We start from the raw sequence: 21,543 nt of genomic DNA, 5'->3' as shown, positions 1-21,543 counted from the left end.
AGCGTCTGCAGTTTTTTTGTTGAAACAGGTGTTTGATTGTTCTCAATCTATCAGTCAATCGTGTCAGCCGAATCGACCGAGGAGTGGCGATGACAGTTTTGAACAAGGTAGACCGTTTAGGCTTGAAAAATTTGGTAGACATTTAAAAGGAGAGACTCTAAAATTTGAAAAGGGATAATTTAAAAGTTATTTTTATTTCAAATACCGAATAAAAATTTAAACGTTTGGAGAAATGTAAGGATGATTGATTATATTTTAATCGCAAGCATGAGTATATTTGTTTCGACATTGGGCATTTATCTATTAATTAAACCGGGAAAAGCAATCTCGGATCATTCTGGGAACACAGATAGCATCATCGCTACGATTGTGATTCATGTTGTACTTGTATTCATGACGACAAAACATCTCGGCGCAATCTTGCTACTCGCCGGCATCGGGCTAGGCGTTGTCATGTACGTCGGATTATATGACACATTGCTCCCACACATACAAGCGATGAGGATGCGATGATGGGCCAACTTTCAAATTTAGTAGTTGGATCGTTCATGACAGCAGAAGAGTTTTCTGTCCTGACGATTTCTCCAGCTTTTATCATTCAGGTTATTTTTGCAATTGGAACTTTGCTCGTTGTGTTTTATCTCGATGTGGAGTCATGGAAAGAGTTTTTTACGTTTTTAGTGATGACGATTGTCGCTTCGTTCTTTGTTTCGCTCTATGCCATGGCGTGGTACGTACGCATCAAATATGATACATCACCAGATTTCACGGCATCGTTTGGTATCGATTCATTTCCTGGATGGGGAGCATTCCTCAGACAAATGGTGCATGGTTCAAACGTCACACAGAATGCGTTGCTTCATGCTATTTTTTTGTTCTGGATGCGTAAAGACAATGCCTGGTATATGTGGTTGCTAAAAGGACCCTCGCTCTTTTTCGTAAGCCTCTTCTTTATCAAATACATTCCGGTCGTCTTCCAATGGCTCTTCACGTAAAAAAGCAAGGCACTTGGCCTTGCTCAAATCTTTAACATCCCGCGGAATCCACGGGCCGCGTAATACGAATCGGCGCCGTTGTGATAAACAAAGGTTTGGTTATAGCGGCGGTCGCAGAACAATGCGCCGCCTTTTTGACGAATCGTCTCTGGCGTTATAATCCAGCTCGACGTCTTTAAGTCGAACGTGCCGAGCGTCTGTAAATGACGATACGTCGTTTCGTCGAGTAGCTCGATGCCGATCTCTTCAGCCAACGCGACGGCACTCCCGTCCGGCTTATTCTTCTTTCGCGCTGCTAACGCCTGTTCATCGTAACAAAGGCTCCGTCGTCCGCTCGGGCTTTCTGGTGAGCAGTCGCAAAAAGCGAGGTCACCGTCTGGAAATTGAATCACATCAGGTTCGCCACCGGTTCGCTCCATCTCGGCAAGCACAGAGAGTTTCCGCTCGTCAGCTTGGAGACGCGTCATTACGTCAGGCCAAGCGGTATCGGCATGTCGTTCCGGATGGGCGATAAAGCGCGCTTCAAGAGTGTTCAATAATTCGGTTGTTTCTTCGTGTGAAAGGATGGACATCATTTATCACTCCATTCCAAGGTTTCTTTCAGTATACGACATCACTTGTGATCGATTCAGCATACCGTTCATGGAAAGGGGAATACATTTTGAATTTCGATGCATTAGATGTTCAGCATCTACACGCGCAAACGTTTCAAACGATTGATTTGTTTCAACTCAGTACAATCTGGTCACAAACCTTGGTTCATGATGCTTACCGAGTGATAGACTTTTCAGAGCTGGACTTACATGTAACGAAGCCAGAATTGCTTCAGCTTCGATGGATCGATTTGACATTACCGTTCGGCATCTATTCGAATGAACAGCTAGTGTTTTGGTATGACCCGTATCATCGTAAATTATATACAGAAAAAGTTGTGTCCGTTGAGCTAGTGGGACATGATGTTTCTTTTCTCGATTTTATATTGACGCATAGCCAGCCGTTTCATGATCCGGATTCGTATTCTCTGAAAATGGAAGATGCCTATGGTTTGTCATTAGACAGTGAATGGAGAGAGTTCAGTTTACCGAAAGTGAAGCGCCCTGCGGCATTCATTGCGGACTTATTAATCACACTCGGTGTTACGTCATTCCAAGTCGTCCTACCCAAGAATAAATTTTTATCAGATCTTGAGTCATGGGCGAAGCGGATGAGAAGCGGTTATACAGTTGAATCTAGAGGGAAATGGGTGTGGTCGAAGACGTATAAGGTGAGCTATGATGTCTCTAAACAACCGCAACAAGTGATTTATCAACTTGTGTCAATTCTGGAACACTATGAAGAGTGGGAAGGTGTTCGATTCCTAATCCCGAACGAGACCGGAACCGTCTCATTGTTCTTCGGAGGTGATTTGACAGAAGGATATGGGTTCGGAATATTTCAATATGAACATCCTGGAGAGGTGATTTCCAATGAGATTTGAAGATTTGTTCCTGTATGACGGGATGATGCGCGTGTTTGCTTTTGATTATGACATCGGACTCAAAACTCTGACGTTTCAGCTGCAACTTCTCGACCACCGCAAGAAACAGAACACCTCGTTCCGCAAGTGGATCGAGGCGAATGGGATTCATCCGCAAAGCGAAATGGTGAACGTGAAGCTTTGCTTCGAAGACGTCATCTACATAGAAATCATCGATGAATCGTATGCCGATGGGGTGGTGATGACGCCTCACGACCAATGGGAAGGAAATCAAATCGTTCGTTACACAAGGTCAGGCTATCTCGAGCAACTCCAAAAAACACGTTTCCAATTGTGGGAAGACATCAAACCGGACGTCGTTACATTTTGCCACTATCGGATTTATGGTTTGGATACGGTCCTCGAGATCATCACGATGTCGAATCCGACTGTCGAGGCGGCGATCGGGTTGAAATGCATCCGTCGCGGGAGCCCGACCATCTATTTTGGCGGGAATCATTACTACGAGCAATCGTAAGAAGTACGTATCATAGCAAACAAACGCCTTCTCACATCGAGAAGGCGCCTTCTAATTATGCAGATTGAATCAAATTTTCTGTCTGATCGATTTGTCGACCGAGCCAGACGAGCGGAACGGTCAAACCTGCGCCGATCAAATAGACGACCGTAATCGGCAATCCGTCCGCGAGCATTCCGAACGTCAGGCTGCCGATACTGAAGGCGAAGGTGTAGGCCGTCTGTTGGACGCTATATACGTAAGGAAGTTGCGAGGGTGGTGTCGTTCCTTGGAGCACCGTGTTCGTCTGGATGATGCGGAGCTGGGTGGCGTATCCCTGAACCGCGAGCGCGATGAGCGCGAACGCGATATGAGATGTCATGCCGAACAATAGGGCCGCACCGACAGACAAGATGGAGCTGACGGCGAACGAGCTGTTGCGCTTTGCGCGATACAGGTAAGCGCTGGCCAGAATCATGCTGACCAAGAAGCTCGCGTTCATTGTGCCCCACCAGCCGGTATCGATGTGGAGGTGGCGTTCCAGATAGACGAGCAGGAGCGCCGAGATCCAGAGCGTACTGACAAACGACTCGAACGTGACGAACACCGTGATTAACCTGGCGAAAGGAGCCGTGCGCACGAAGGCGAGGCTGTCCTTAAGCGATATGTCTGATTCGCCATCTTCTACCGTCACGTCGCGCTCGAGGGAACGGACGAATTGATACGTGACGAGCGTCGAGAGCATGAATAACATCAACGTTACGGTCAAGGCAATCGCGCTTGAGAAAGAAGCGACGACTATCGTGCCGAGCGGCCACATCGCCAACTGGATGAACTGGTTCGACCCTTGGACGAGACTGTTCGCTTGTTGGCGATTCGTCGTCAACCGTGGGATGAACGACGCCTGGACCGGTCGGGCGAATCCGTCCAAGAAGGCGATGAGCACGACGAGTCCGAGGACGAGAATCGACTCCGACCAGATGACGCCCCCGAGCAAGACTGTTTTCAACAGTTGTGTGACAAGCAACGTCTGACCAAGCGTGAACCGAGCTAGGACGCGGGCGAAGAACAAACCGCTCACGGTCATGCCGATCGTTACGGCAATCGGGAAACTGGCCGCTGCGAGGGCAGAACCGGTCTGTTGATAGAACAAAGCGATCAAGGCGACGATATAGAGCACGTCGCCGATATTGGCCAGCCATTGACTGACCAACAGCAGATAAAACGACTTCATCATGACTCTCCTCCAGAACTATTCAATTTTGGGTGGATGACATGATGTCGAATTACATACTTTCACCGCTTTCAAATTATTTACAAATAGTTTACGATAAAATGATGAAGAGCACAATAATTGGAAAGTAAACGGGGGAAACGACATGTTACGCTATGACATCAACGACCAGCTTCAACTACGAATGTTCACCATCAATGACGCGGAGGCGTTGTTCCAGTTGACGATGGCGTCGAAGCCGTATTTGCGGGAGTGGCTCGGTTGGCTCGATTACACTGAGACGGTCGACGATTCGCGAAAAAATATCGAAGGGCGGATTAAAGGGTTGATGGAGACCGGCGGCTATCCGAAATCGTTCGCGATTGTGTATCAGGGCGAGCTCGCTGGGACGATTGGTTTCAACGACATCGACCGGGGCATCAAGTGCGGCACGGTCGGCTATTGGCTCGGCCAAGACTTTCAAGGCAAGGGCATCATGAGCCAAGCACTCGAGACGGTCATCGACTACGGGTTCCGTGACTTGAAACTTGATAAAATCGAGATTCGGGTCGCGACTGGAAATGTGAAGAGTCGGGCCTTGCCGGAACGGTTCGGTTTTCTCGAAGAAGGGGTGCTCCGGAACGCGGAGTGGCTCTATGACCGTTATGTCGACCATGTCGTGTACGGCTTGTTGCGAGATGAGTGGGCCCACTGACTAAAGCGTTCTGAAATGATGACCAAGCAGTTGGTCGACCATATAGAAGACGAGGGCACTCGATACTCCGAGTAACGATGCGAAATTAAAGAAGCCTGTCTCGAAGATGGATAGGTCGAATAACAGTCCATATGGAATCACGAACAACCAACCAGCTATAAGGTGAAACACCAAAGACGTCATCCGTTTTGAACGGAATGGCGTCTTTTGGCTGTTATACTCAGAAATTAGAGACATGAACGTCCCGTAGGTGAACACTATCGGAATGGCATAAAGCAAATAGATCGCCACACTTGGCCCATACGACAACTCGAGGGCATCGGGAAATAGGAATGGCAACACGAAAGGGATGATGAATAAACTGATGAGGGCGGACTGGATTTTCTGATAAAACATGGGACACCCACCTTTCTGATCATCAAGTAGAAAAGCCGTCACCTTCAAAGATGACGACTGGTTACGGGGTAACTCCCCCTGATTCATAGAGCGTCGCGCCGAACTCCGCATACGCCTGCTCATAGCGCCGGAGCGATGACTCTTTATGCATACACGTCACGTTCATCCGCTCGAGTGACGTCATGTCGGTCGCATACGTCTTCAAGACGTGGGCGTTCCGGAGCATCGACGGTGTGACCGAGCGGGTGAGACCGCTCCGTTCGTTCAATTGGCGCATCATCTTCGTGATCATGACAATCGTCAATTGTTTCGGCTGGTTTTTCGCATACACCCAGCGGAACGTCATCCGCGAGAAGTCGAACGAGACGAAGACGGGATCGTCCGAATACCAACGCGGACGGACGGGCGTCGGGATGTCGGCCAAATAGTTCATGAGAAGCGTCTGGTCTTCTTGACTGAGCTTTAATGAGAAGCGGTTGCCGAGCCGGTCATAGACGTCGAACTCTTGGCTCGCGAGATGCAGGTCATTCATCCGGAGACGGATGATGTGGTGGACCCGGAGTCCATATTTATAGAAAAGCGTCACGATCAGTTCGTTCCGGTTGACGAGGTATGGGTGCGCCTGGAGTTGATTCTCACTCAAACCGCTTGTCGAACGGATCGTCCGGACGAGCTTATTGAACTCAGCAGGCAAGGCGATCTGGTCGACGGTAAGCGTGTGGGCCGGTTGCGCATAGGCGAGCATCTTCTTCCGGAGCGGGTTCATAAAGACGGTCAGGCTATTGATGACGGTGACGATCCGGGCGACCGTCGCCTGTTGGTATTGCTTCTCCTCGATGAGGAAGTCGTTGACGAACGTCTTCCACGATTCGAGCGGGACGGCGAGCCACGCCTCCGGGGCATCGAGCTCGACGTTATGGTCATGAAAGTACTTGTGCACATCGATCAAATCGTACCGATAGCGTTTCAGCGTCGACGGTTGGCGGCCGCTCGCGCCGAGATGGAACAAGTACGCCTCGATATATTCAGGCAATGGATACTCTTTTCTACGTTTCGTCATGGACGTTCCTCCTTCTCTCCATATCGTACCACAAACGGACGTTCTCCATTCGTCGTTTCGTGGTAAGATGGAGGATGAGACTTATAGGAATGAGGGATTTTTATGCAACGAGAGAAAGTCATTATCGTCGGATGTCAATTACCGACCGTCGACGATTGGACATATGAACAATCGATGGGGGAACTCGTCGAATTGGTCGATACGGCACGAGGTGAGGTCGTCGCCCGTCTCGATCAGAAACGGCAACAAGTCGACCGCCGCACGTTCATCGGAAAAGGGAAGGTCGAGGAGCTCGCGGTGCTCATCGAACATTTCGAGCCGGATATCGTCATCTTCAACGCCGAGCTGTCGCCAGCCCAGTCGAAGAACATTCGCATCTCGCTGAACGATCCGGACGAGATGAAACTGATTGACCGGACGCAATTGATTCTAGATATCTTTGCCGGCCGGGCCCAATCGAAAGAAGGGAAGCTCCAAGTCGAGCTCGCCCAGATGAACTACCTGCTCCCGCGATTAATCGGGCAAGGCACGCAACTATCACGTCTCGGTGGCGGAATCGGGACACGAGGACCGGGTGAGACGAAACTTGAGTCCGACCGCCGACACATCAAGCGCCGCATCGACGAAATCACGAAACAGCTCGAAGGGACGGTCGCCCACCGTGACCGTTACCGTGAACGCCGGAAAGAGAACCGCGTGTTCCAAGTTGCCCTTGTCGGGTACACGAACGCCGGGAAGTCGACGATTTTTAACCGCTTGACGGACGCCGATACGTACGAACAGGACGAACTGTTCGCGACGCTTGATCCGCTCACCCGTGAACTCGAACTGCCGCGTGGCGGCAAGGTACTCATCACCGATACGGTCGGTTTCATCCGGGACTTGCCGACGAAACTCGTCGCTGCGTTCCGCTCGACACTTGAAGAAGTCGTCGGGGCCGACCTCGTGCTTCATATCATCGATGCGTCGAACCCGCACTACTTGAACCAAATCGACACGACCAACTCAGTCTTGACGGAGCTTGGGGCGAGTGAGGTGCCGCAACTCGAGGTATACAATAAGAAAGACCGTTTGACGGAAGACTTCATCGGTGGACCGCTTCTTATGTCGGCGCTCGACCCGGCTGACGTCGATGGGCTCATCGGCTCAATCGAGGATAAAATCTGCGACATCTTGACGCGGGTCCACGTCGTCTTGCCAGTTCGTTCGTTCGAGCATTACCATCCGGCGAAAGAGTCGATGTACCGGCTCGAGGAGAATTTCCTCGATGACGGTTCGGTCGAACTCGTTGGTTATATGAGAGAAGACACGCGTCTATATGCGACGCTGAAACAATTTGAGGTGTGAAACAATGATGTGGCAAGAAAAGATTGCGTATTATGATGAATTGGCCCCGTTCGTAAAACAAGCGGAAGAACGGGTAAAACCCTATTTTGAAGAGATCGAGGAGACGGCGGAATTCAATCAGTTCCGCGTCCTCGAATCGTTCAAGAAGCACAAAGTGTCGGACTTTCATTTCAATCCGACGACGGGGTACGGCTATGACGATATCGGGCGCGACACGCTCGAATCGATTTATGCCGACGTGTTCGGCACCGACCTCGCACTCTGTCGCCCGCAAATCATCTCCGGGACGCACGCCATCGGGATCGCCTTGTTCGGTGTGTTGTTGCCTGGGGATGAACTGCTCTACATTACCGGCAAGCCGTACGATACACTTGAAGAAATCGTCGGGATTCGCGGAGACGGCCGTGGCTCGCTCAAAGAACTCGGAGTCGGCTACGACACGATCGAGTTGAAAGAGGACCGAATCGACGTCGAAACCGTCATCGGACGGATTCGCCCCGAGACGAAGCTCGTCGGCATCCAGCGCTCGAAAGGTTACGCCAACCGTCGCAGCATCCCGGTCCAAGAGATTGGAGAGGCGATTACGAAAATCAAAGCGGCGCATCCGCACGTCTTCATCTTCGTCGACAACTGCTATGGCGAATTCGTCGAGACGATTGAACCGACCCATGTCGGGGCCGACCTCATGGCCGGCTCGCTCATCAAGAACCCGGGTGGTGGTTTGGCGAAGACGGGCGGCTATATCGCTGGAACGAAAGAACTCGTCGAACGTTGCTCGTTCCGGATGACGACGCCAGGCATCGGAAGCGAGGCCGGTCCGTCGCTCTATTCGCTCCAAGAAATGTATCAAGGCTTTTATATGGCGCCGCACACGGTCGCCCAAGCGTTGAAGGGGGCACACTTGACGGCGAGCCTACTCGGATTGCTCGGTTTTGAGACCGACCCGCATTACACGACACCCCGTACCGACTTGATTCAGTCGGTGACGTTCCGCGATCGCGACAAGATGATCGCGTTTTGCCAAAGTATCCAAATGGCGTCACCGGTCAATGCCCATGCGTTGCCGGTACCAGCCTATATGCCTGGCTACGAGGATGACGTCATTATGGCGGCTGGGACGTTTATTCAAGGGTCATCAATCGAACTGTCGGCCGATGGTCCGCTCCGTGCCCCTTACACGGCGTACGTTCAAGGCGGCTTGACATACGCCCACGTTAAGGTCGCGCTCATGCTCGCCTTGAGCCAATTGCGGACGAAAGATCTCGTCACATTTGACCGTGACAAAATCTCACAAAAGTTGTAACCGAAATGTCATGTTAACTTTCTTAACATCTATTGACAGGTAAGTTGTCATGTATTATTCTCACAGTGTGAGACAGAAAAGGAGGGGTATGAGATGGCCGATCAATTTCGTCGCTCCAACCCGTTGTTTCCGATTGGAATCGTTCAAGATTTGACACAGCTGACAGGTAGACAGATTCGGTACTATGAAGAACAGGGTCTGGTTTCGCCTAGTCGGACGGAATCGAAACGACGGCTCTATTCCTTTAATGATGTCGAACGTCTACTCGCGATCAAGGATTTCATCGACCAAGGGTTCAACTTAGCGGCAATTCGTCATATGCTCGACAACGAGGCTGCCAAAGAAGCGGAACAAACCGCAAAAGCTCCGATCAATGAAGCGCCGAAGATCTCTGAAAAAGAGTTACATCAATTATTGAAAACACAGCTTCAAGAAGCTGGCCGTTTCAATAAGACGTCGCTCATTCAAGGTGAGTTGTCACGTTTTTATCGATGACGCCAGTACATTAACCATTACACAATGTGAGAGGGGACATTTTACCATGGCCAGAAAAACGTTCACGAAAGAAGACATCAAACGGATCGCACAAGAAGAGGACGTACGCTTTATTCGTCTTCAATTCACGGACATCCTCGGTACGATTAAAAACGTCGAGGTGCCAATCAGCCAATTGGACAAAGCACTTGATAACAAGATGATGTTCGACGGCTCTTCAATCGAAGGTTTCGTACGCATCGAGGAATCAGACATGTACCTCTATCCAGACCTCAACACATGGGTTGTCTTCCCGTGGACAGATGGCAGCGGAAAAGTCGCTCGCTTGATTTGTGATATTTATAATCCAGACGGTACACCGTTCAGCGGGGACCCGCGCGGTAGCTTGAAGCGTAACCTTGAGCACATGCAAAAGCTTGGCTTCACAGCGTTCAACGTCGGACCAGAGCCTGAGTTCTTCCTCTTTAAGAAAGACTTGAACGGGCAACCAACACTCGAACTCAACGACCAAGGCGGATACTTCGACTTGGCACCGGTCGATCTCGGCGAGAACTGCCGTAAAGAGATCGTCATCGAGCTCGAAAACATGGGCTTCGAAATCGAAGCGTCACACCACGAAGTCGCTCCAGGACAGCACGAAATCGACTTCAAATACGCGGATGCAGTCACAACGGCTGACAACATCCAAACGTTCAAACTCGTCGTCAAGACAATCGCGGCGAAATATGGCCTTCATGCGACGTTCATGCCGAAACCGCTCTTCGGTGTCAACGGTTCTGGGATGCATGCCAACATGTCGCTCTTCAAAGGCGACACGAACGTCTTCTACGACCCGAACGGCGAAATGGAATTGTCAGATACAGCCCGCGCCTTCACGGCAGGGATTCTCGAGCACGCTCGTGCGTTCACGGCCGTCTGTAACCCGACGGTCAACTCATACAAGCGCCTCGTACCTGGTTACGAAGCACCTTGCTATGTAGCATGGAGCGCGCGCAACCGTTCACCACTCGTTCGTGTACCTGCGGCCCGTGGCCTCTCGACGCGTATCGAAGTACGTTCGGTTGACCCAGCGGCGAACCCGTACCTCGCCTTGTCGACTCTCTTGGCATCTGGCCTTGACGGAATCGAGAAAGACATGACGGCTCCGAAGCCGATCGACAGCAACATCTACGTGATGGACAAGCCAGAGCGTGTTGCGAACGGGATTGACGATCTTCCGGCTACACTCTTCGACGCACTCGAAGTCCTTCGTGCCGACAAAGTCGTGATGGATGCTCTCGGTGACCACATCGGTGAACACTTCCTCGAGTTGAAAGAAATCGAGTGGGATATGTTCCGTACGCAAGTAACAGAGTGGGAACGCGATCAGTACATGACGCTCTACTAAGTCTCCTAAAAAGGGATATTCCCATTAAAAACTAGAGCTCTGAATGAGTCTTCGCAAGGAGTGCTCATTCAGAGCTCTTTTTGTGTCATTCATTCTCATTAATCAATATAATGAGAAGCGGTTACTCGAAATATAAGCGTAATCGAAGCGGATCGAGGGGGCTTAACAATGGCAACGCCGTTAAAAGACGTGTATGATGAGAAGTTTTTATTAGAATTTGGGCGACGGATTCAATCCGTTTACCCGTCATTTGACATACAGGCATTTGTCGCATCGATTGTAGATGAGTCATGGGAAGCGTTAGCGCTCAAAGGACGGATGCGCCGGATTTCGACAAAGCTCGGCCAGTTTTTACCTGAAGATTACGAGTCCGCTTTGGACGTATTGGTTAAAATTGCAGACGATTGTGTCGGCTTTCCATACTTATTCTTTCCCGATTTCGTCGCAGTCCATGGACAGGCTGAAGAACATTGGGAACGTTCGATGTCAGCGCTCGAACTCTTCACCCAGAAATCGTCTTCTGAATTCGCGATCCGATCTTTTCTGCTTCGTGATTCGACGCGAGTGATGGATCGCATGATGGCATGGGCCGAGCATCCGGATGAGCATGTACGAAGGTTGGCAAGTGAAGGCTGTCGCCCGCGTCTTCCGTGGGCGGAATCGTTACCGATGTTCAAAGAAGACCCGGCTCCAGTGTTGGCAGTTTTAGAGTTATTAAAACGAGACCCCTCATTATATGTAAGAAAAAGTGTCGCCAACAACCTCAACGATATCTCGAAAGATCACCCTGAAGCCGTGCTCGAAGTCTCGCGTCGATGGCAAGGCGAACATCCTCATACCGACTGGGTCATCAGACATGCGTGCCGAACGTTAATTAAATCTGCACACCCGGACGCGTTAACATTGTTTGGTTATACGCAAGAAACAGATTTAACCGTCAACGCATCGATTACGATACATCCGAATGTGATCAGCATAGGTGAGGCGTGCGAGATTCAGTATGAGATGTCGATTCGTCCAGGAGATGCCGCCTATATTCGTGTCGAATACGCCATCGATTTCATAAAAGCGAACGGGAAAGCGAGTCGTAAAGCCTTCCTGTTAGCGAATAAAATCGTCGCCGGGGGTGCGCGACTTGCAGCGAATAGAGTTCATAACTGGTCTGATTTGACGACCCGTAGGCATTATCCGGGTGAGCATCGAATCGTCTTGTTGGTAAATGGTCGCGAAGTCGCTGAGAATCACATCATGTTGCATCAACGTAATGATTGATTCATACTTTGCGATACAATATGATGCCAGCACCCAAATCTGTGTGGACAGGAGAGATGATCACGATGGAAAAAGGGACATTATTTTTTCTTTGTGGGAAGATGGGGGCAGGGAAATCAACGACATCCAAGCGAATCGAGCTCGAAAAGCATGCGGTACGGTTGTCTGAAGATGAGTGGTTACAGGCACTTTATCCTAATCAGATTCATACGTTCGAAGATTACAGACGACACGCTGAACTTCTCAAACCAATCGTAGAAACAACTGTCAAGCGCATGCTTGAAGTAGGGGTGGATGTCGTGATGGACTTCCCGGCCAACACAATCGGTCTACGTCAATGGTTTCTTGCCATGGCGACTGAGGTTGGTGCAGACCATCAATTGATTTATCTGAACCTTAGCGACAAGCAGTGTATGAGACAAATTGCTAACAGGCGGACAGAAATGCCTGAGCGAGCAGTATTTGACACAAAAGAAGTGTTCGATTATGTCACTTCATTTTTTGAAGCACCTTCTGAGTCGGAAGGAATCCGAATTGTCGAGTATGATTAATCCGTTAATATCTTCAGACGCTTAAAAAAGGGCAGCCCAGTCTACTAGACGGGTTGCCCTTTTAGGTGTATAGCATAACTATCTGTTTAAAACGCACGCTTCAGGAACGTAGACGCGTAGTCGAGCGCGGTATGTAGCGTCGTCGCGAAGACGAGTCCGAAGAAGCATGCCACTCCGTTCAGGTCGAGCCAAGAGCTGACAGCTTCCTCATACGGTGTGAGCGTGAGAACAAGCGTGAGCGGGAAGCCGAGATAGATGACCCGGATGAGATCGCTCAACAGCGGCAGATGTGAAAACAGCGATCGGTGAGGCATGAGCTTCACGTAAGGGAGCCAAAAGCCCCGGAGCGGCCCCCATCGGTAGTAGGCGTCAGACTTCAAATCGAGGTCCGGGGAGAGCCAGAACGTCCCGATGAGAGCGCCGAGCAGGAAAACCGTCGGCACATCGATGTCAATAAAAGGCGTGGCAATCGCAAGAGCACCGATTGCCACGAGATTTGTACGGGTATGTGTCTTGCCACTCGCCATTAGTGAATCGTGCGGTATACACCGATGACCTTCCCTAAAATTGACACGTTATCGAAATACATCGCTTCAAGCTCGTCGTTCTCCGGTTGGAGGCGAACTTTCGAAGCCTCTTTATAAATCCGTTTCACGGTCGCTTCGCCTTCATCGGTCATAGCGACGACAATCTCTCCATTGTCGGCCGTGTTCTGTTGACGAACGAGGACGCGGTCCCCATCCAAAATTCCTGCGTTAATCATTGAGTCTCCGGAGACCGAAAGCATGTAGACGTTGTCGGATCCGACGACGTGAGCCGGGAGCGGGAAGTGTTCTTCCACGTTCTCGATCGCTGTGATCGGCGTACCGGCTGTGACTTTCCCGATGACCGGCACATACATGACGGCATCATGGTCTTCGACGACTGACATCTCTTCATCCAAAATCTCGATGGCACGTGGCTTCGTTTTGTCACGTCGAATCAATCCACGTTTTTCAAGACGGTCCAAGTGGCCGTGGACGGTCGAGCTCGATGCGAGCCCGACAGCTTCGCCGATTTCGCGGACTGAAGGGGGATACCCTTTTGCTCGGACCTCAGCTTTTATAAAATCAAGAATCTGTTGTTGTCTTGCTGACATTTTTTTCAATGGATTTCACCTCGATTATGTCGAATAACCTGCGAACGCATCCTATTCTTTATGGATTTAGTTTAACACAAGAACACATGAGCGCACAAACATTCGTTCGTTTTTTTCTACTTGACCGAACAGAAGTTCTTGTTTTATGATGAGAACAGATAAACGAACAAACGTTCCCGAGAACGTGCATTCTTATTCCCAGGAGGTAATCATCATGAGAGATACTATTAATGGAATCATTTTAGTCGGCATGTTGGCACTTGGTATGTTCGCATTTTTTGCAGTCGGTGAGCTGCGTAACAATGAGGTCGCCGTGACCGAACAAAAAGTCGAACACAGCATTGAAGAAGAAGTCGCCTTGACCGAGGCGGAGACGCTCGAAGCGCACATTCTCGCTGAACGAGACGAGGAAGAGAACGACGAGACGACGTGGTTCGCCGCCGAATAATCTTTTCTGATTGCGAACAGCCCCTAAACCTGTGTATCGTAGAGGGCGAATGGAGAGAAAGGAAGTGACGCGATGAGGGTCGTCATTTATTGTCGCGTATCGACGAACAAGTCCACCCAAGAGACATCGCTCAGTCGTCAGGCGGACGAATTGACGCAGATGGCGAAACGTCTTGACGCCGAAATCGTTGATGTGATCAGCGAGCAAGAGAGCGGGTATGAGGTCAATCGGACTGGATTACTTGATTTGTTGGAGCACGTTTCGACGTCCCACCTCGATGCTGTGCTCGTTAGCGATGACAGTCGTCTGGGGCGGGGAAACGCGAAAATTGCCATCTTGCATACACTCATGAAGCATAACGTCCGCTTGTTGACGATGCAGTCGTCCGATGAATACGTCGTCTCTGATGCCGAGAAAATGGTGCTCGAAATCGTGAGTGTCGTCGAAGAGTATCAACGTAAGATTCATAACGCTAAAATATCGCGTGGAATGCGCCGGGCGGTCGCAAATGGCTTCAATCCGCATCGAAATATTCAGCACCACGACCAAGGTGGTCGGAGCCGAATCGAGGTCCCGATTGAGGAAATCGTCCAACTGCGCGAGCGTGGGCTCACGTTCGCTGAAATTGCGGCCACGCTTCGGGGTTTTGGTTATGAGGTATCGAAAGCGACCGTGAATCGACGCTATTTGGAGCATGTATCGGTACCAGAAACTTGATTCCTGCTCGCTGATTTTGTACAGTAGAAGAACAAATTCAGTAGAGAGGGGGCGAGCCTGATGCTAGCACCTGAACAGTTGGAGCGAATCAATTTCCTCGCCAACAAAGCGAAAACAGATGGTCTATCAACTCAAGAGATGGACGAGCAACAAGTACTACGTCAACAATATTTGCAAGCGTTCCGCCAATCATTCAAATCACAGATGATGGGAATGAAGGTCGTCGATCCGGACGGGAACGACGTGACGCCAGAAAAACTAAAAGACGAGCAGAAACGTCACCGCTCGGAATGACCATGAATGCACATCCTATTTCATATAGGGTGTGCATGTTTGTTATACGCGAACGCTGATCAGGGGGGCTTATTGATGCGTTTTCAAGCGAAAGGAAGTAAACGATTCCATTTAATGTGTTATACTAATTAATTAGTTGTGACACACGAATGAGTGTGCTAAAATATGACGGGTAGAAACTTTGTAACAACAGAGAGGATGAAATTAGTGGAAACAACTACTAAAGAACTATTAGCGATTAACTCGATTCGGACGCTCTCAATCGATGCGGTCCAAAAAGCGAACTCTGGTCACCCGGGGATGCCGATGGGTGCGGCTCCGATGGCGTTCACACTTTGGACGGATAAGATGCGTCACAACCCGAAAAATCCGAACTGGTTCAACCGTGACCGGTTCGTGCTTTCAGCGGGACACGGTTCGATGCTCTTGTACTCGCTTCTTCACTTATCTGGTTACGACCTTTCAATGGACGATCTCAAATCGTTCCGTCAAATGGATTCGAAGACGCCTGGGCATCCAGAGTATCGTCACACAGCTGGTGTCGACGCGACGACTGGACCGCTCGGACAAGGGATTGCCATGGCTGTCGGGATGGCAATGGCTGAAAAGCATTTGGAAGCGACATACAACCGCGATGAGTTTAAAGTGGTTGACCACTTCACATACGGGATTTGTGGAGACGGTGACTTGATGGAAGGCGTGTCGGCAGAAGCTGCCTCACTCGCTGGTCACTTGAAACTCGGAAAGCTCGTCGTCCTTTATGATTCAAACGACATCTCACTTGATGGTGATCTTCACAAGTCGTTCTCGGAAAGTGTCGAAGATCGTTTCAACGCCTATGGCTGGCAAGTCATTCGTGTCGAGGACGGTACGGATATCGATACAATCGCGAAAGCAATCGACGAAGCGAAAGCGGAAACGTCGAAACCAACACTTATCGAAGTTAAAACGGTGATTGGTTTCGGTTCACCGAACAAATCAGGAAAATCGGCATCGCACGGTGCACCACTCGGTGAAGCGGAAATCGAACTCACGAAGCAGTTCTACAAATGGGAAGGCGAGAACTTCTACGTACCGACCGAAGTGTACGACTTGTTCAATGATAAAGTCGTTGAGCCGGGTGCGAAACATGAAGCGGACTGGAATGAACTCGTCGAAGCATACAAGTCAGCACATCCTGAACTTGGTGCCCAATTCGAACGTGCGATGAACAATGAGCTCCCAGAAGGTTGGGACAGCGAGTTGCCAACGTTCGAAATCGGTTCGAAAAAAGCGACTCGTCAAACGAGCGGTGAAGTATTGAACGCGATTGCCAAAACGGTCCCGACGCTCTTCGGTGGATCGGCTGACCTCGCTGGTTCGAACAACACAATGATTAAAGGTGCTGCGGACTTCGATGAAGATCCAGCCGGCCGCAACATCTGGTTCGGGGTCCGTGAATTCGCGATGGCAGCAGCCGTCAACGGGATGGCGCTCCACGGTGGGGTCCTCCCATATGGCGCGACGTTCTTCGTATTCTCGGATTACCTTCGCCCAGCGGTTCGACTTGCTGCGCTCATGGGTATCCCGTCAACGTTCGTCTTGACGCACGATTCAATCGCGGTCGGCGAAGACGGCCCGACACACGAACCGGTCGAGCACTTGATGAGCTTCCGTGCAATGCCAAACTTGTCTGTTCTCCGTCCAGCTGACGGAAAAGAGACGATCGCGGCTTGGAAGCAAGCCATCACGACGAAATCGTCACCATCACTTCTCGTCTTGACTCGTCAAGCGTTGCCAGAACTCGTTGGTACGTCGATTGAAGACGCAGCTAAAGGTGGCTATGTCGTCGCGGGTAACTCGAGCGAGGCAGACGTCCTTCTTCTCGGTACAGGTTCTGAAGTCCACGTCCTCGTCGAAGCTCGCGAAGCACTCGCGGCTGAAGGCGTGAACGCGGCTGTCGTCTCGATGCCTTCGTGGGAATTGTTCGAAGCGCAATCGGCAGAGTATAAAGAATCAGTCCTTCCGTCGTCGATCACGAAACGTGTGTCGCTCGAAGCGGGCGCGACGCTCGGCTGGTACAAGTACGTCGGTTTCGGCGGAAAAGTACTCGGCATCGATAAGTTCGGCGCCTCTGCTCCTGGGGATCTCCTCATGAAAGAATACGGCATGTCGGTCGACAACGTCGTCGCAGCTGTCAAATCACTTTAATCGCATGTTGTCAGTGGTGGCCCGGAGGTTTTGGGTCACCACTTTTTTTTCAGACGACTAGCGAATTAGCGTAATATAGTGTATAGTAAAAAACGATGTTTCATATGGTAGAGGAGGTTAAGCCTTGAGTACATTATTCTGGATTCTTCTTATCGTGGCAGCACTAATCGGGGGTATCGCGATCGGTTTCTTTATCGCTCGTAAATACATGATGAACTACCTCGAAGAGAACCCACCGATCAACGAAGACATGATTCGTACATTGATGATGCAAATGGGTCAAAAGCCGTCACAGAAGAAAGTCAACCAAGTGATGCGTGCCATGAACGTTCAAATGAAGAACGAAAAGAAATAAACATGATCGACCGAAGCACTTTGCGCCCGCAAAGTGCTTTTTGTATCCAATTTTTGTTAGACAATCGAACAAACTTTCGCTACTCTAATAGAATAGTCTGAATTCAAGACAACATAGGGGGTGTTTCCAATTCGTGTATTCAAACAACTGGCTTGGTTCTTCAAGCTCGAGTGGAGGACGTATGCGCTCGGCATCGTCTTGCTCATGTTCGTTGCGGCGCTCGAACTCATACCGCCGCGCATCATCGGCCGAATCGTCGATGAGATCAACCGGGGAACGCTTGGAACCGATTTATTATGGATGTTGCTCGGCGGGCTCGCGGCCGTGGGGATCGGGAACTACGTGGCCCGTTTCTTCTGGCGATACTTCATCTTCGGGGCTTCGATTCGGCTCGGTCGGATGTTACGGAGTCAGCTTTATCGACATTTCACCGACTTAGACCAACGTTTTTATAAGAGGTCGCGCGTTGGAGATTTGATGGCACACGCGACGAATGATGTCCAGGCCGTCTCGACGACGGCAGGGGCTGGGATTTTGACACTCGTCGACAGCATCACCATGGGGACGTTCGTTATCATCACGATGGTGACGACAATCAGTTGGAAGTTGACGGTCGTCGCATTATTGCCCCTCCCGATCATGGTCGCGTTGACAACGCGATACGGAAAACTGTTACATAGTCGGTTCGGAGTCGCTCAGGCGGCGTTCTCCGAACTGAACGACAAAGTTCAAGAGAGCGTCAGCGGTGTTCGGGTATTGAAGTCGACCGGGGAAGTCGGCCGCGACGTCGACTCGTTCGAAAAGCTATCCGACGAAGTCATGGCGAAAAACGTCCGTGTCGCAAAAATCGACGCTTTGTACGACCCGACCATCTTCGGGATTGTCGGCCTCTCGTATATCTTGTCGATTGGCTACGGTGCGTATTTGATTGAACAAGGGGAGCTGACCATCGGACAAATCGTCAGTTTCACTGCCTATCTCGGTCTGCTCACATGGCCGATGCTCGCTTTCGGCTGGTTGTTCAATATCGTCGAACGGGGCCGGGCGTCTTATGACCGCATCGAGCGGATGCTCGCCGTCAAGCCCGAGATTCAAGATGACCCGATGGCAGCGACGAAGCTCGCACATTCAGAAATCGAAGCGGATATCCGTGCGTTCCGCTATGACGAGATGCCTGTCCTACAAGACGTCTCGTTCCGCCTTGAACGCGGCCGTACACTCGGTCTCGTCGGCCGTACCGGTTCCGGTAAAACGACGATTGTACGCTTGTTGACACGAGAGTATGACGTCCATGATGGCACAATCAAAATCGGCGGCGTCAACATTCGCCAAGTGAAAAAATCACTCTTGCTCGATAAGGTTGCCGTCGTCCCTCAAGATCACTTTTTGTTTAGCGATTCGATCGCGAACAATATCGCGTTCGGCAAACCAGAAGCTAAACTTGATGAGGTGATGGAAGCGGCGAAAATCGCCGAGGTTCATGATGACATCATGAGGCTACCGGAAGGGTATGCCACACTCGTCGGGGAACGAGGTGTGACGCTGTCAGGTGGTCAGAAGCAACGGATCTCGATTGCGCGTGCCCTCATGATTGAAGCGGATGTATTGATTCTAGACGACGCCCTCTCGGCCGTCGATGCGAAGACGGAGGAGGCGATCATCGAGCATTTCCGGACCGGTAATCCTGACCAGTCTCGCTTGATCGTGGCGCACCGGCTGTCCGCCGTCGAGCATGCCGATGAGATTCTCGTCCTTGAGGACGGTCGAATTATCCAACGCGGACGTCATCAGGACTTGATTCGCAAGCCCGGTTGGTACAAAGACACGTATGATCGCCAGCAGCTTGAGGCGATTGTAGAAGGAGGTGGCCACCATGAAGCATGATGTTCAGGAATGGGCGGTCATCAAACGCTTGTTGGCATACACGAATCGCTATGCACGTCCGCTCGGTGTCGCGTTCGTGTTCTTGTTGCTCGCCACCGGCGCAAAGCTCGCCGGACCATTTTTAATTAAAGTGTTCATCGATGAGTTCGTGACGCCTGGCGTCTATCCGACGAACTGGGTTGTCACGCTGCTCGTCGTTTATCTCGTTCTCCATGTCTCGGCGATCATCTTCGACTACTTGCAGTCGATCTCATTTCAAAAGATTGCCTTGAAAATCGTGCAAAACATCCGGATGGATATTTTCCGCCACGTCATGGGGATGCGGCTCGCCTACTTCGACCGGACTCCGGCGGGCGTGCTCGTCTCTCGGATCACGAACGATACCGAGGCCGTTAAGGAACTGTACGTCGGGGTGATGAGTACGTTCGTCCAGTCTGCCGTCCAACTGCTTGGCACGTATGTTTTCCTCTACATTCTCGAACCGACGCTCGCGACGATGGGACTCGTCCTCGTCCCACTGTTCTGGCTCATCATTTGGGCGTATCGCCGCTATTCGACGAAATATTTCGCTCAAGTGCGTGATCTGTTGTCACAATTGAACGGCCAATTGAACGAGTCGATTAACGGGATGGGAATCGTTCAACAGTTTCGACAAGAAGAACGGCTCGTTCGCCAGTTCGAGAAGATGAATGAGGCCCACCAAGAGGCCCGATATCGGAACTTGAAGCTTGACAGTATGTTGCTTCGGCCCATCATCGAGCTGTTACTCGCCTTCTCCATCATCGGGCTGCTCGGCTATTACGGTGTCCTGTCGACGACCGAGCAAGTGCAGGTCGGGGTCGTCTATGCCTTCATCAGCTACATCGAGCGCATCTTCCGTCCGGTACTCGACATCATGCAACGCTTGAGCGAGTTTCAACAGGCGGTCGTTTCTGCGGACCGTGTCTTCAAAATTTTGGACACGGACGAACCGGCCCCAGGGAAAAGTCTCGATGGAACGGCTAAGATTGGCTCCGGGGAAGTCCGGTTCGAGAACGTCACGTTCAGCTACGATGGGGAAGTCGATGTATTGAAACGGATCTCATTCGTCGCCAAACCAGGTGAGACGGTTGCCCTCGTCGGTCACACGGGTAGCGGAAAGAGTTCGATCATCAACCTGTTGACCCGGTTCTATCCGTATCAATCAGGCCAAATCACGATTGACGGGTATCCGATCGAACAGTTTGAAGAAGCCGAACTCCGAGCTAAAGTCGGGCTTGTGCTCCAAGATCCATTTTTGTTCACAGGGACGATCGAGGACAACCTGAAACTGTTCAACCCGACGATTGACTCGGACAAAGTCCGGGAAGCGGCTGAGTTCGTGCAGGCCCATACGTTCGTCGAGAAGCTTGAGGCAGGTTACGGACATACGGTCGGTGAGCGCGGCGCGACATTCTCGAGTGGAGAACGGCAACTTCTCGCCTTCGCCCGGACGGTCGCCCGTGATCCAAAGATTTTGATTTTGGATGAGGCGACGAGTTCGATTGATACCGAGACCGAGGAGCGCGTCCAGCTCGCCCTTGATCGGATGAGACGGGGACGGACGACGATTGCCATCGCGCACCGTCTGTCGACGATTCAAGATGCCGACTTGATTCTCGTCCTCCATCGGGGTGAAATCGTCGAACGAGGTAACCATCAGACGCTTTTAAAACAGGATGGGCTGTACAAAAAGATGTACGAACTTCAATCTGGTCAACGTCTGATGTCATAAATTACAAAAAAGACACCGTCAAGGTGTCTTTTTTCCATGGAAAAAGCCCGCCACTTC

Annotated in this window: 24 protein-coding genes; 18 read left to right on the top strand and 6 right to left on the bottom strand. The window is 50.8% G+C overall.

Translation table 11 applies throughout. The features are described 5' to 3' along the window. Positions 1 to 240 precede the first annotated feature (240 nt). Entirely contained in the window at positions 241 to 513 is a 273-nt protein-coding gene (locus EVJ34_RS15685; RefSeq protein ID WP_131484864.1) for a hypothetical protein, read from the top strand. Beyond that, the gene (locus EVJ34_RS04845) at positions 513 to 995 is read left to right on the top strand and encodes a hypothetical protein (protein WP_131484863.1); all 483 of its coding nucleotides are present in this window, start codon (positions 513 to 515) and stop codon (positions 993 to 995) included. The genes EVJ34_RS15685 and EVJ34_RS04845 overlap by 1 nt, the downstream gene beginning before the upstream one ends. A 23-nt stretch (positions 996 to 1,018) precedes the next feature. Here the strand turns inward: EVJ34_RS04845 and EVJ34_RS04840 are convergent, their stop codons facing one another. Further along, positions 1,019 to 1,567, bottom strand: coding sequence for a DUF4256 domain-containing protein (locus EVJ34_RS04840; RefSeq protein ID WP_131484862.1), 549 nt, complete (start codon positions 1,565 to 1,567; stop codon positions 1,019 to 1,021). Between the two features lie 89 nt (positions 1,568 to 1,656). Here EVJ34_RS04840 and EVJ34_RS04835 point away from each other — a divergent pair, with 89 nt between their 5' ends. Both EVJ34_RS04835 and EVJ34_RS04830 read left to right on the top strand, forming a co-directional pair. Beyond that, entirely contained in the window at positions 1,657 to 2,472 is an 816-nt protein-coding gene (locus EVJ34_RS04835) for a hypothetical protein (protein WP_131484861.1), read from the top strand. After that, complete coding sequence (locus tag EVJ34_RS04830) at positions 2,462 to 2,989, top strand: hypothetical protein (RefSeq protein WP_131484860.1); 528 nt, start codon at positions 2,462 to 2,464, stop codon at positions 2,987 to 2,989. Before EVJ34_RS04835 ends, EVJ34_RS04830 begins: the two co-directional genes overlap by 11 nt. Before the next feature lie 55 nt (positions 2,990 to 3,044). Here EVJ34_RS04830 and EVJ34_RS04825 read toward each other — a convergent pair whose 3' ends face one another. Continuing rightward, positions 3,045 to 4,205, bottom strand: a complete 1,161-nt coding sequence (locus EVJ34_RS04825) for an MFS transporter (protein WP_131484859.1) — start codon at positions 4,203 to 4,205, stop codon at positions 3,045 to 3,047. 142 nt (positions 4,206 to 4,347) lie between these two features. On the opposite strand from EVJ34_RS04825, the gene EVJ34_RS04820 reads away from it, so the two are divergent. After that, complete coding sequence (locus EVJ34_RS04820) at positions 4,348 to 4,896, top strand: GNAT family N-acetyltransferase (RefSeq protein WP_131484858.1); 549 nt, start codon at positions 4,348 to 4,350, stop codon at positions 4,894 to 4,896. Here the strand turns inward: EVJ34_RS04820 and EVJ34_RS04815 are convergent, their stop codons facing one another. Continuing rightward, positions 4,897 to 5,292, bottom strand: coding sequence for a hypothetical protein (locus EVJ34_RS04815; protein ID WP_131435277.1), 396 nt, complete (start codon positions 5,290 to 5,292; stop codon positions 4,897 to 4,899). Positions 5,293 to 5,353: 61 nt separating this feature from the next. Then, positions 5,354 to 6,352 (bottom strand): site-specific integrase, encoded by a 999-nt coding sequence (locus EVJ34_RS04810; RefSeq protein ID WP_131484857.1) that lies wholly within the window; start codon positions 6,350 to 6,352, stop codon positions 5,354 to 5,356. Between the two features lie 102 nt (positions 6,353 to 6,454). Here EVJ34_RS04810 and hflX point away from each other — a divergent pair, with 102 nt between their 5' ends. The 6 genes from hflX (at position 6,455) to EVJ34_RS04780 (ending at position 12,707) form a co-directional block, all read left to right on the top strand. Then, positions 6,455 to 7,699, top strand: a complete 1,245-nt coding sequence (gene hflX / locus EVJ34_RS04805) for a GTPase HflX (RefSeq protein ID WP_131484856.1) — start codon at positions 6,455 to 6,457, stop codon at positions 7,697 to 7,699. A gap of 7 nt (positions 7,700 to 7,706) precedes the next feature. Further along, on the top strand, positions 7,707 to 9,002 hold the full coding sequence (locus tag EVJ34_RS04800; protein WP_131485283.1) for a methionine gamma-lyase family protein: 1,296 nt from the start codon (positions 7,707 to 7,709) through the stop codon (positions 9,000 to 9,002). A 93-nt stretch (positions 9,003 to 9,095) separates the two neighbouring features. Continuing rightward, positions 9,096 to 9,497, top strand: coding sequence for a MerR family transcriptional regulator (locus EVJ34_RS04795; protein WP_131435271.1), 402 nt, complete (start codon positions 9,096 to 9,098; stop codon positions 9,495 to 9,497). A 46-nt stretch (positions 9,498 to 9,543) separates the two neighbouring features. Continuing rightward, a complete protein-coding gene (gene glnA / locus EVJ34_RS04790) occupies positions 9,544 to 10,884 on the top strand; it encodes a type I glutamate--ammonia ligase (RefSeq protein WP_131435269.1) in 1,341 nt (446 codons plus the stop codon). Between the two features lie 168 nt (positions 10,885 to 11,052). Further along, positions 11,053 to 12,156, top strand: coding sequence for a DNA alkylation repair protein (locus EVJ34_RS04785; protein ID WP_131484855.1), 1,104 nt, complete (start codon positions 11,053 to 11,055; stop codon positions 12,154 to 12,156). Positions 12,157 to 12,221: 65 nt separating this feature from the next. Beyond that, the gene (locus tag EVJ34_RS04780) at positions 12,222 to 12,707 is read left to right on the top strand and encodes a P-loop nucleotide/nucleoside kinase family protein (protein WP_131484854.1); all 486 of its coding nucleotides are present in this window, start codon (positions 12,222 to 12,224) and stop codon (positions 12,705 to 12,707) included. Positions 12,708 to 12,793: 86 nt separating this feature from the next. Here EVJ34_RS04780 and EVJ34_RS04775 read toward each other — a convergent pair whose 3' ends face one another. Both EVJ34_RS04775 and lexA read right to left on the bottom strand, forming a co-directional pair. Then, on the bottom strand, positions 12,794 to 13,234 hold the full coding sequence (locus EVJ34_RS04775) for a metal-binding protein (RefSeq protein WP_131484853.1): 441 nt from the start codon (positions 13,232 to 13,234) through the stop codon (positions 12,794 to 12,796). Further along, positions 13,234 to 13,854, bottom strand: coding sequence for a transcriptional repressor LexA (lexA, locus tag EVJ34_RS04770; RefSeq protein WP_021067589.1), 621 nt, complete (start codon positions 13,852 to 13,854; stop codon positions 13,234 to 13,236). The genes EVJ34_RS04775 and lexA overlap by 1 nt, the downstream gene beginning before the upstream one ends. A 205-nt stretch (positions 13,855 to 14,059) precedes the next feature. On the opposite strand from lexA, the gene EVJ34_RS04765 reads away from it, so the two are divergent. From EVJ34_RS04765 to EVJ34_RS04735, 7 genes are all read left to right on the top strand, one after another. Further along, entirely contained in the window at positions 14,060 to 14,293 is a 234-nt protein-coding gene (locus EVJ34_RS04765) for a hypothetical protein (RefSeq protein ID WP_131435261.1), read from the top strand. 72 nt (positions 14,294 to 14,365) lie between these two features. Beyond that, a complete protein-coding gene (locus tag EVJ34_RS04760) occupies positions 14,366 to 15,010 on the top strand; it encodes a YneB family resolvase-like protein (RefSeq protein ID WP_131435259.1) in 645 nt (214 codons plus the stop codon). A gap of 60 nt (positions 15,011 to 15,070) precedes the next feature. Beyond that, positions 15,071 to 15,304: a DUF896 domain-containing protein gene (locus tag EVJ34_RS04755; protein ID WP_131435257.1), complete on the top strand. Its 234-nt coding sequence runs from the start codon at positions 15,071 to 15,073 to the stop codon at positions 15,302 to 15,304. A gap of 198 nt (positions 15,305 to 15,502) precedes the next feature. Continuing rightward, a complete protein-coding gene (gene tkt / locus EVJ34_RS04750) occupies positions 15,503 to 17,494 on the top strand; it encodes a transketolase (RefSeq protein ID WP_131484852.1) in 1,992 nt (663 codons plus the stop codon). A gap of 124 nt (positions 17,495 to 17,618) precedes the next feature. Then, positions 17,619 to 17,849 (top strand): YneF family protein, encoded by a 231-nt coding sequence (locus EVJ34_RS04745; protein ID WP_131435254.1) that lies wholly within the window; start codon positions 17,619 to 17,621, stop codon positions 17,847 to 17,849. A gap of 129 nt (positions 17,850 to 17,978) precedes the next feature. After that, on the top strand, positions 17,979 to 19,733 hold the full coding sequence (locus tag EVJ34_RS04740; RefSeq protein WP_131485282.1) for an ABC transporter transmembrane domain-containing protein: 1,755 nt from the start codon (positions 17,979 to 17,981) through the stop codon (positions 19,731 to 19,733). After that, entirely contained in the window at positions 19,723 to 21,486 is a 1,764-nt protein-coding gene (locus EVJ34_RS04735; RefSeq protein WP_131484851.1) for an ABC transporter ATP-binding protein, read from the top strand. The genes EVJ34_RS04740 and EVJ34_RS04735 overlap by 11 nt, the downstream gene beginning before the upstream one ends. Positions 21,487 to 21,543: the final 57 nt, after the last annotated feature.

The organism is Exiguobacterium sp. SL-9 (genome assembly GCF_004336985.1).
GTDB lineage: Bacteria > Bacillota > Bacilli > Exiguobacteriales > Exiguobacteriaceae > Exiguobacterium.
The sequence above is the reverse complement of the archived record's forward strand: the minus strand, read 5'-3'. Positions and strand labels throughout refer to the sequence as shown.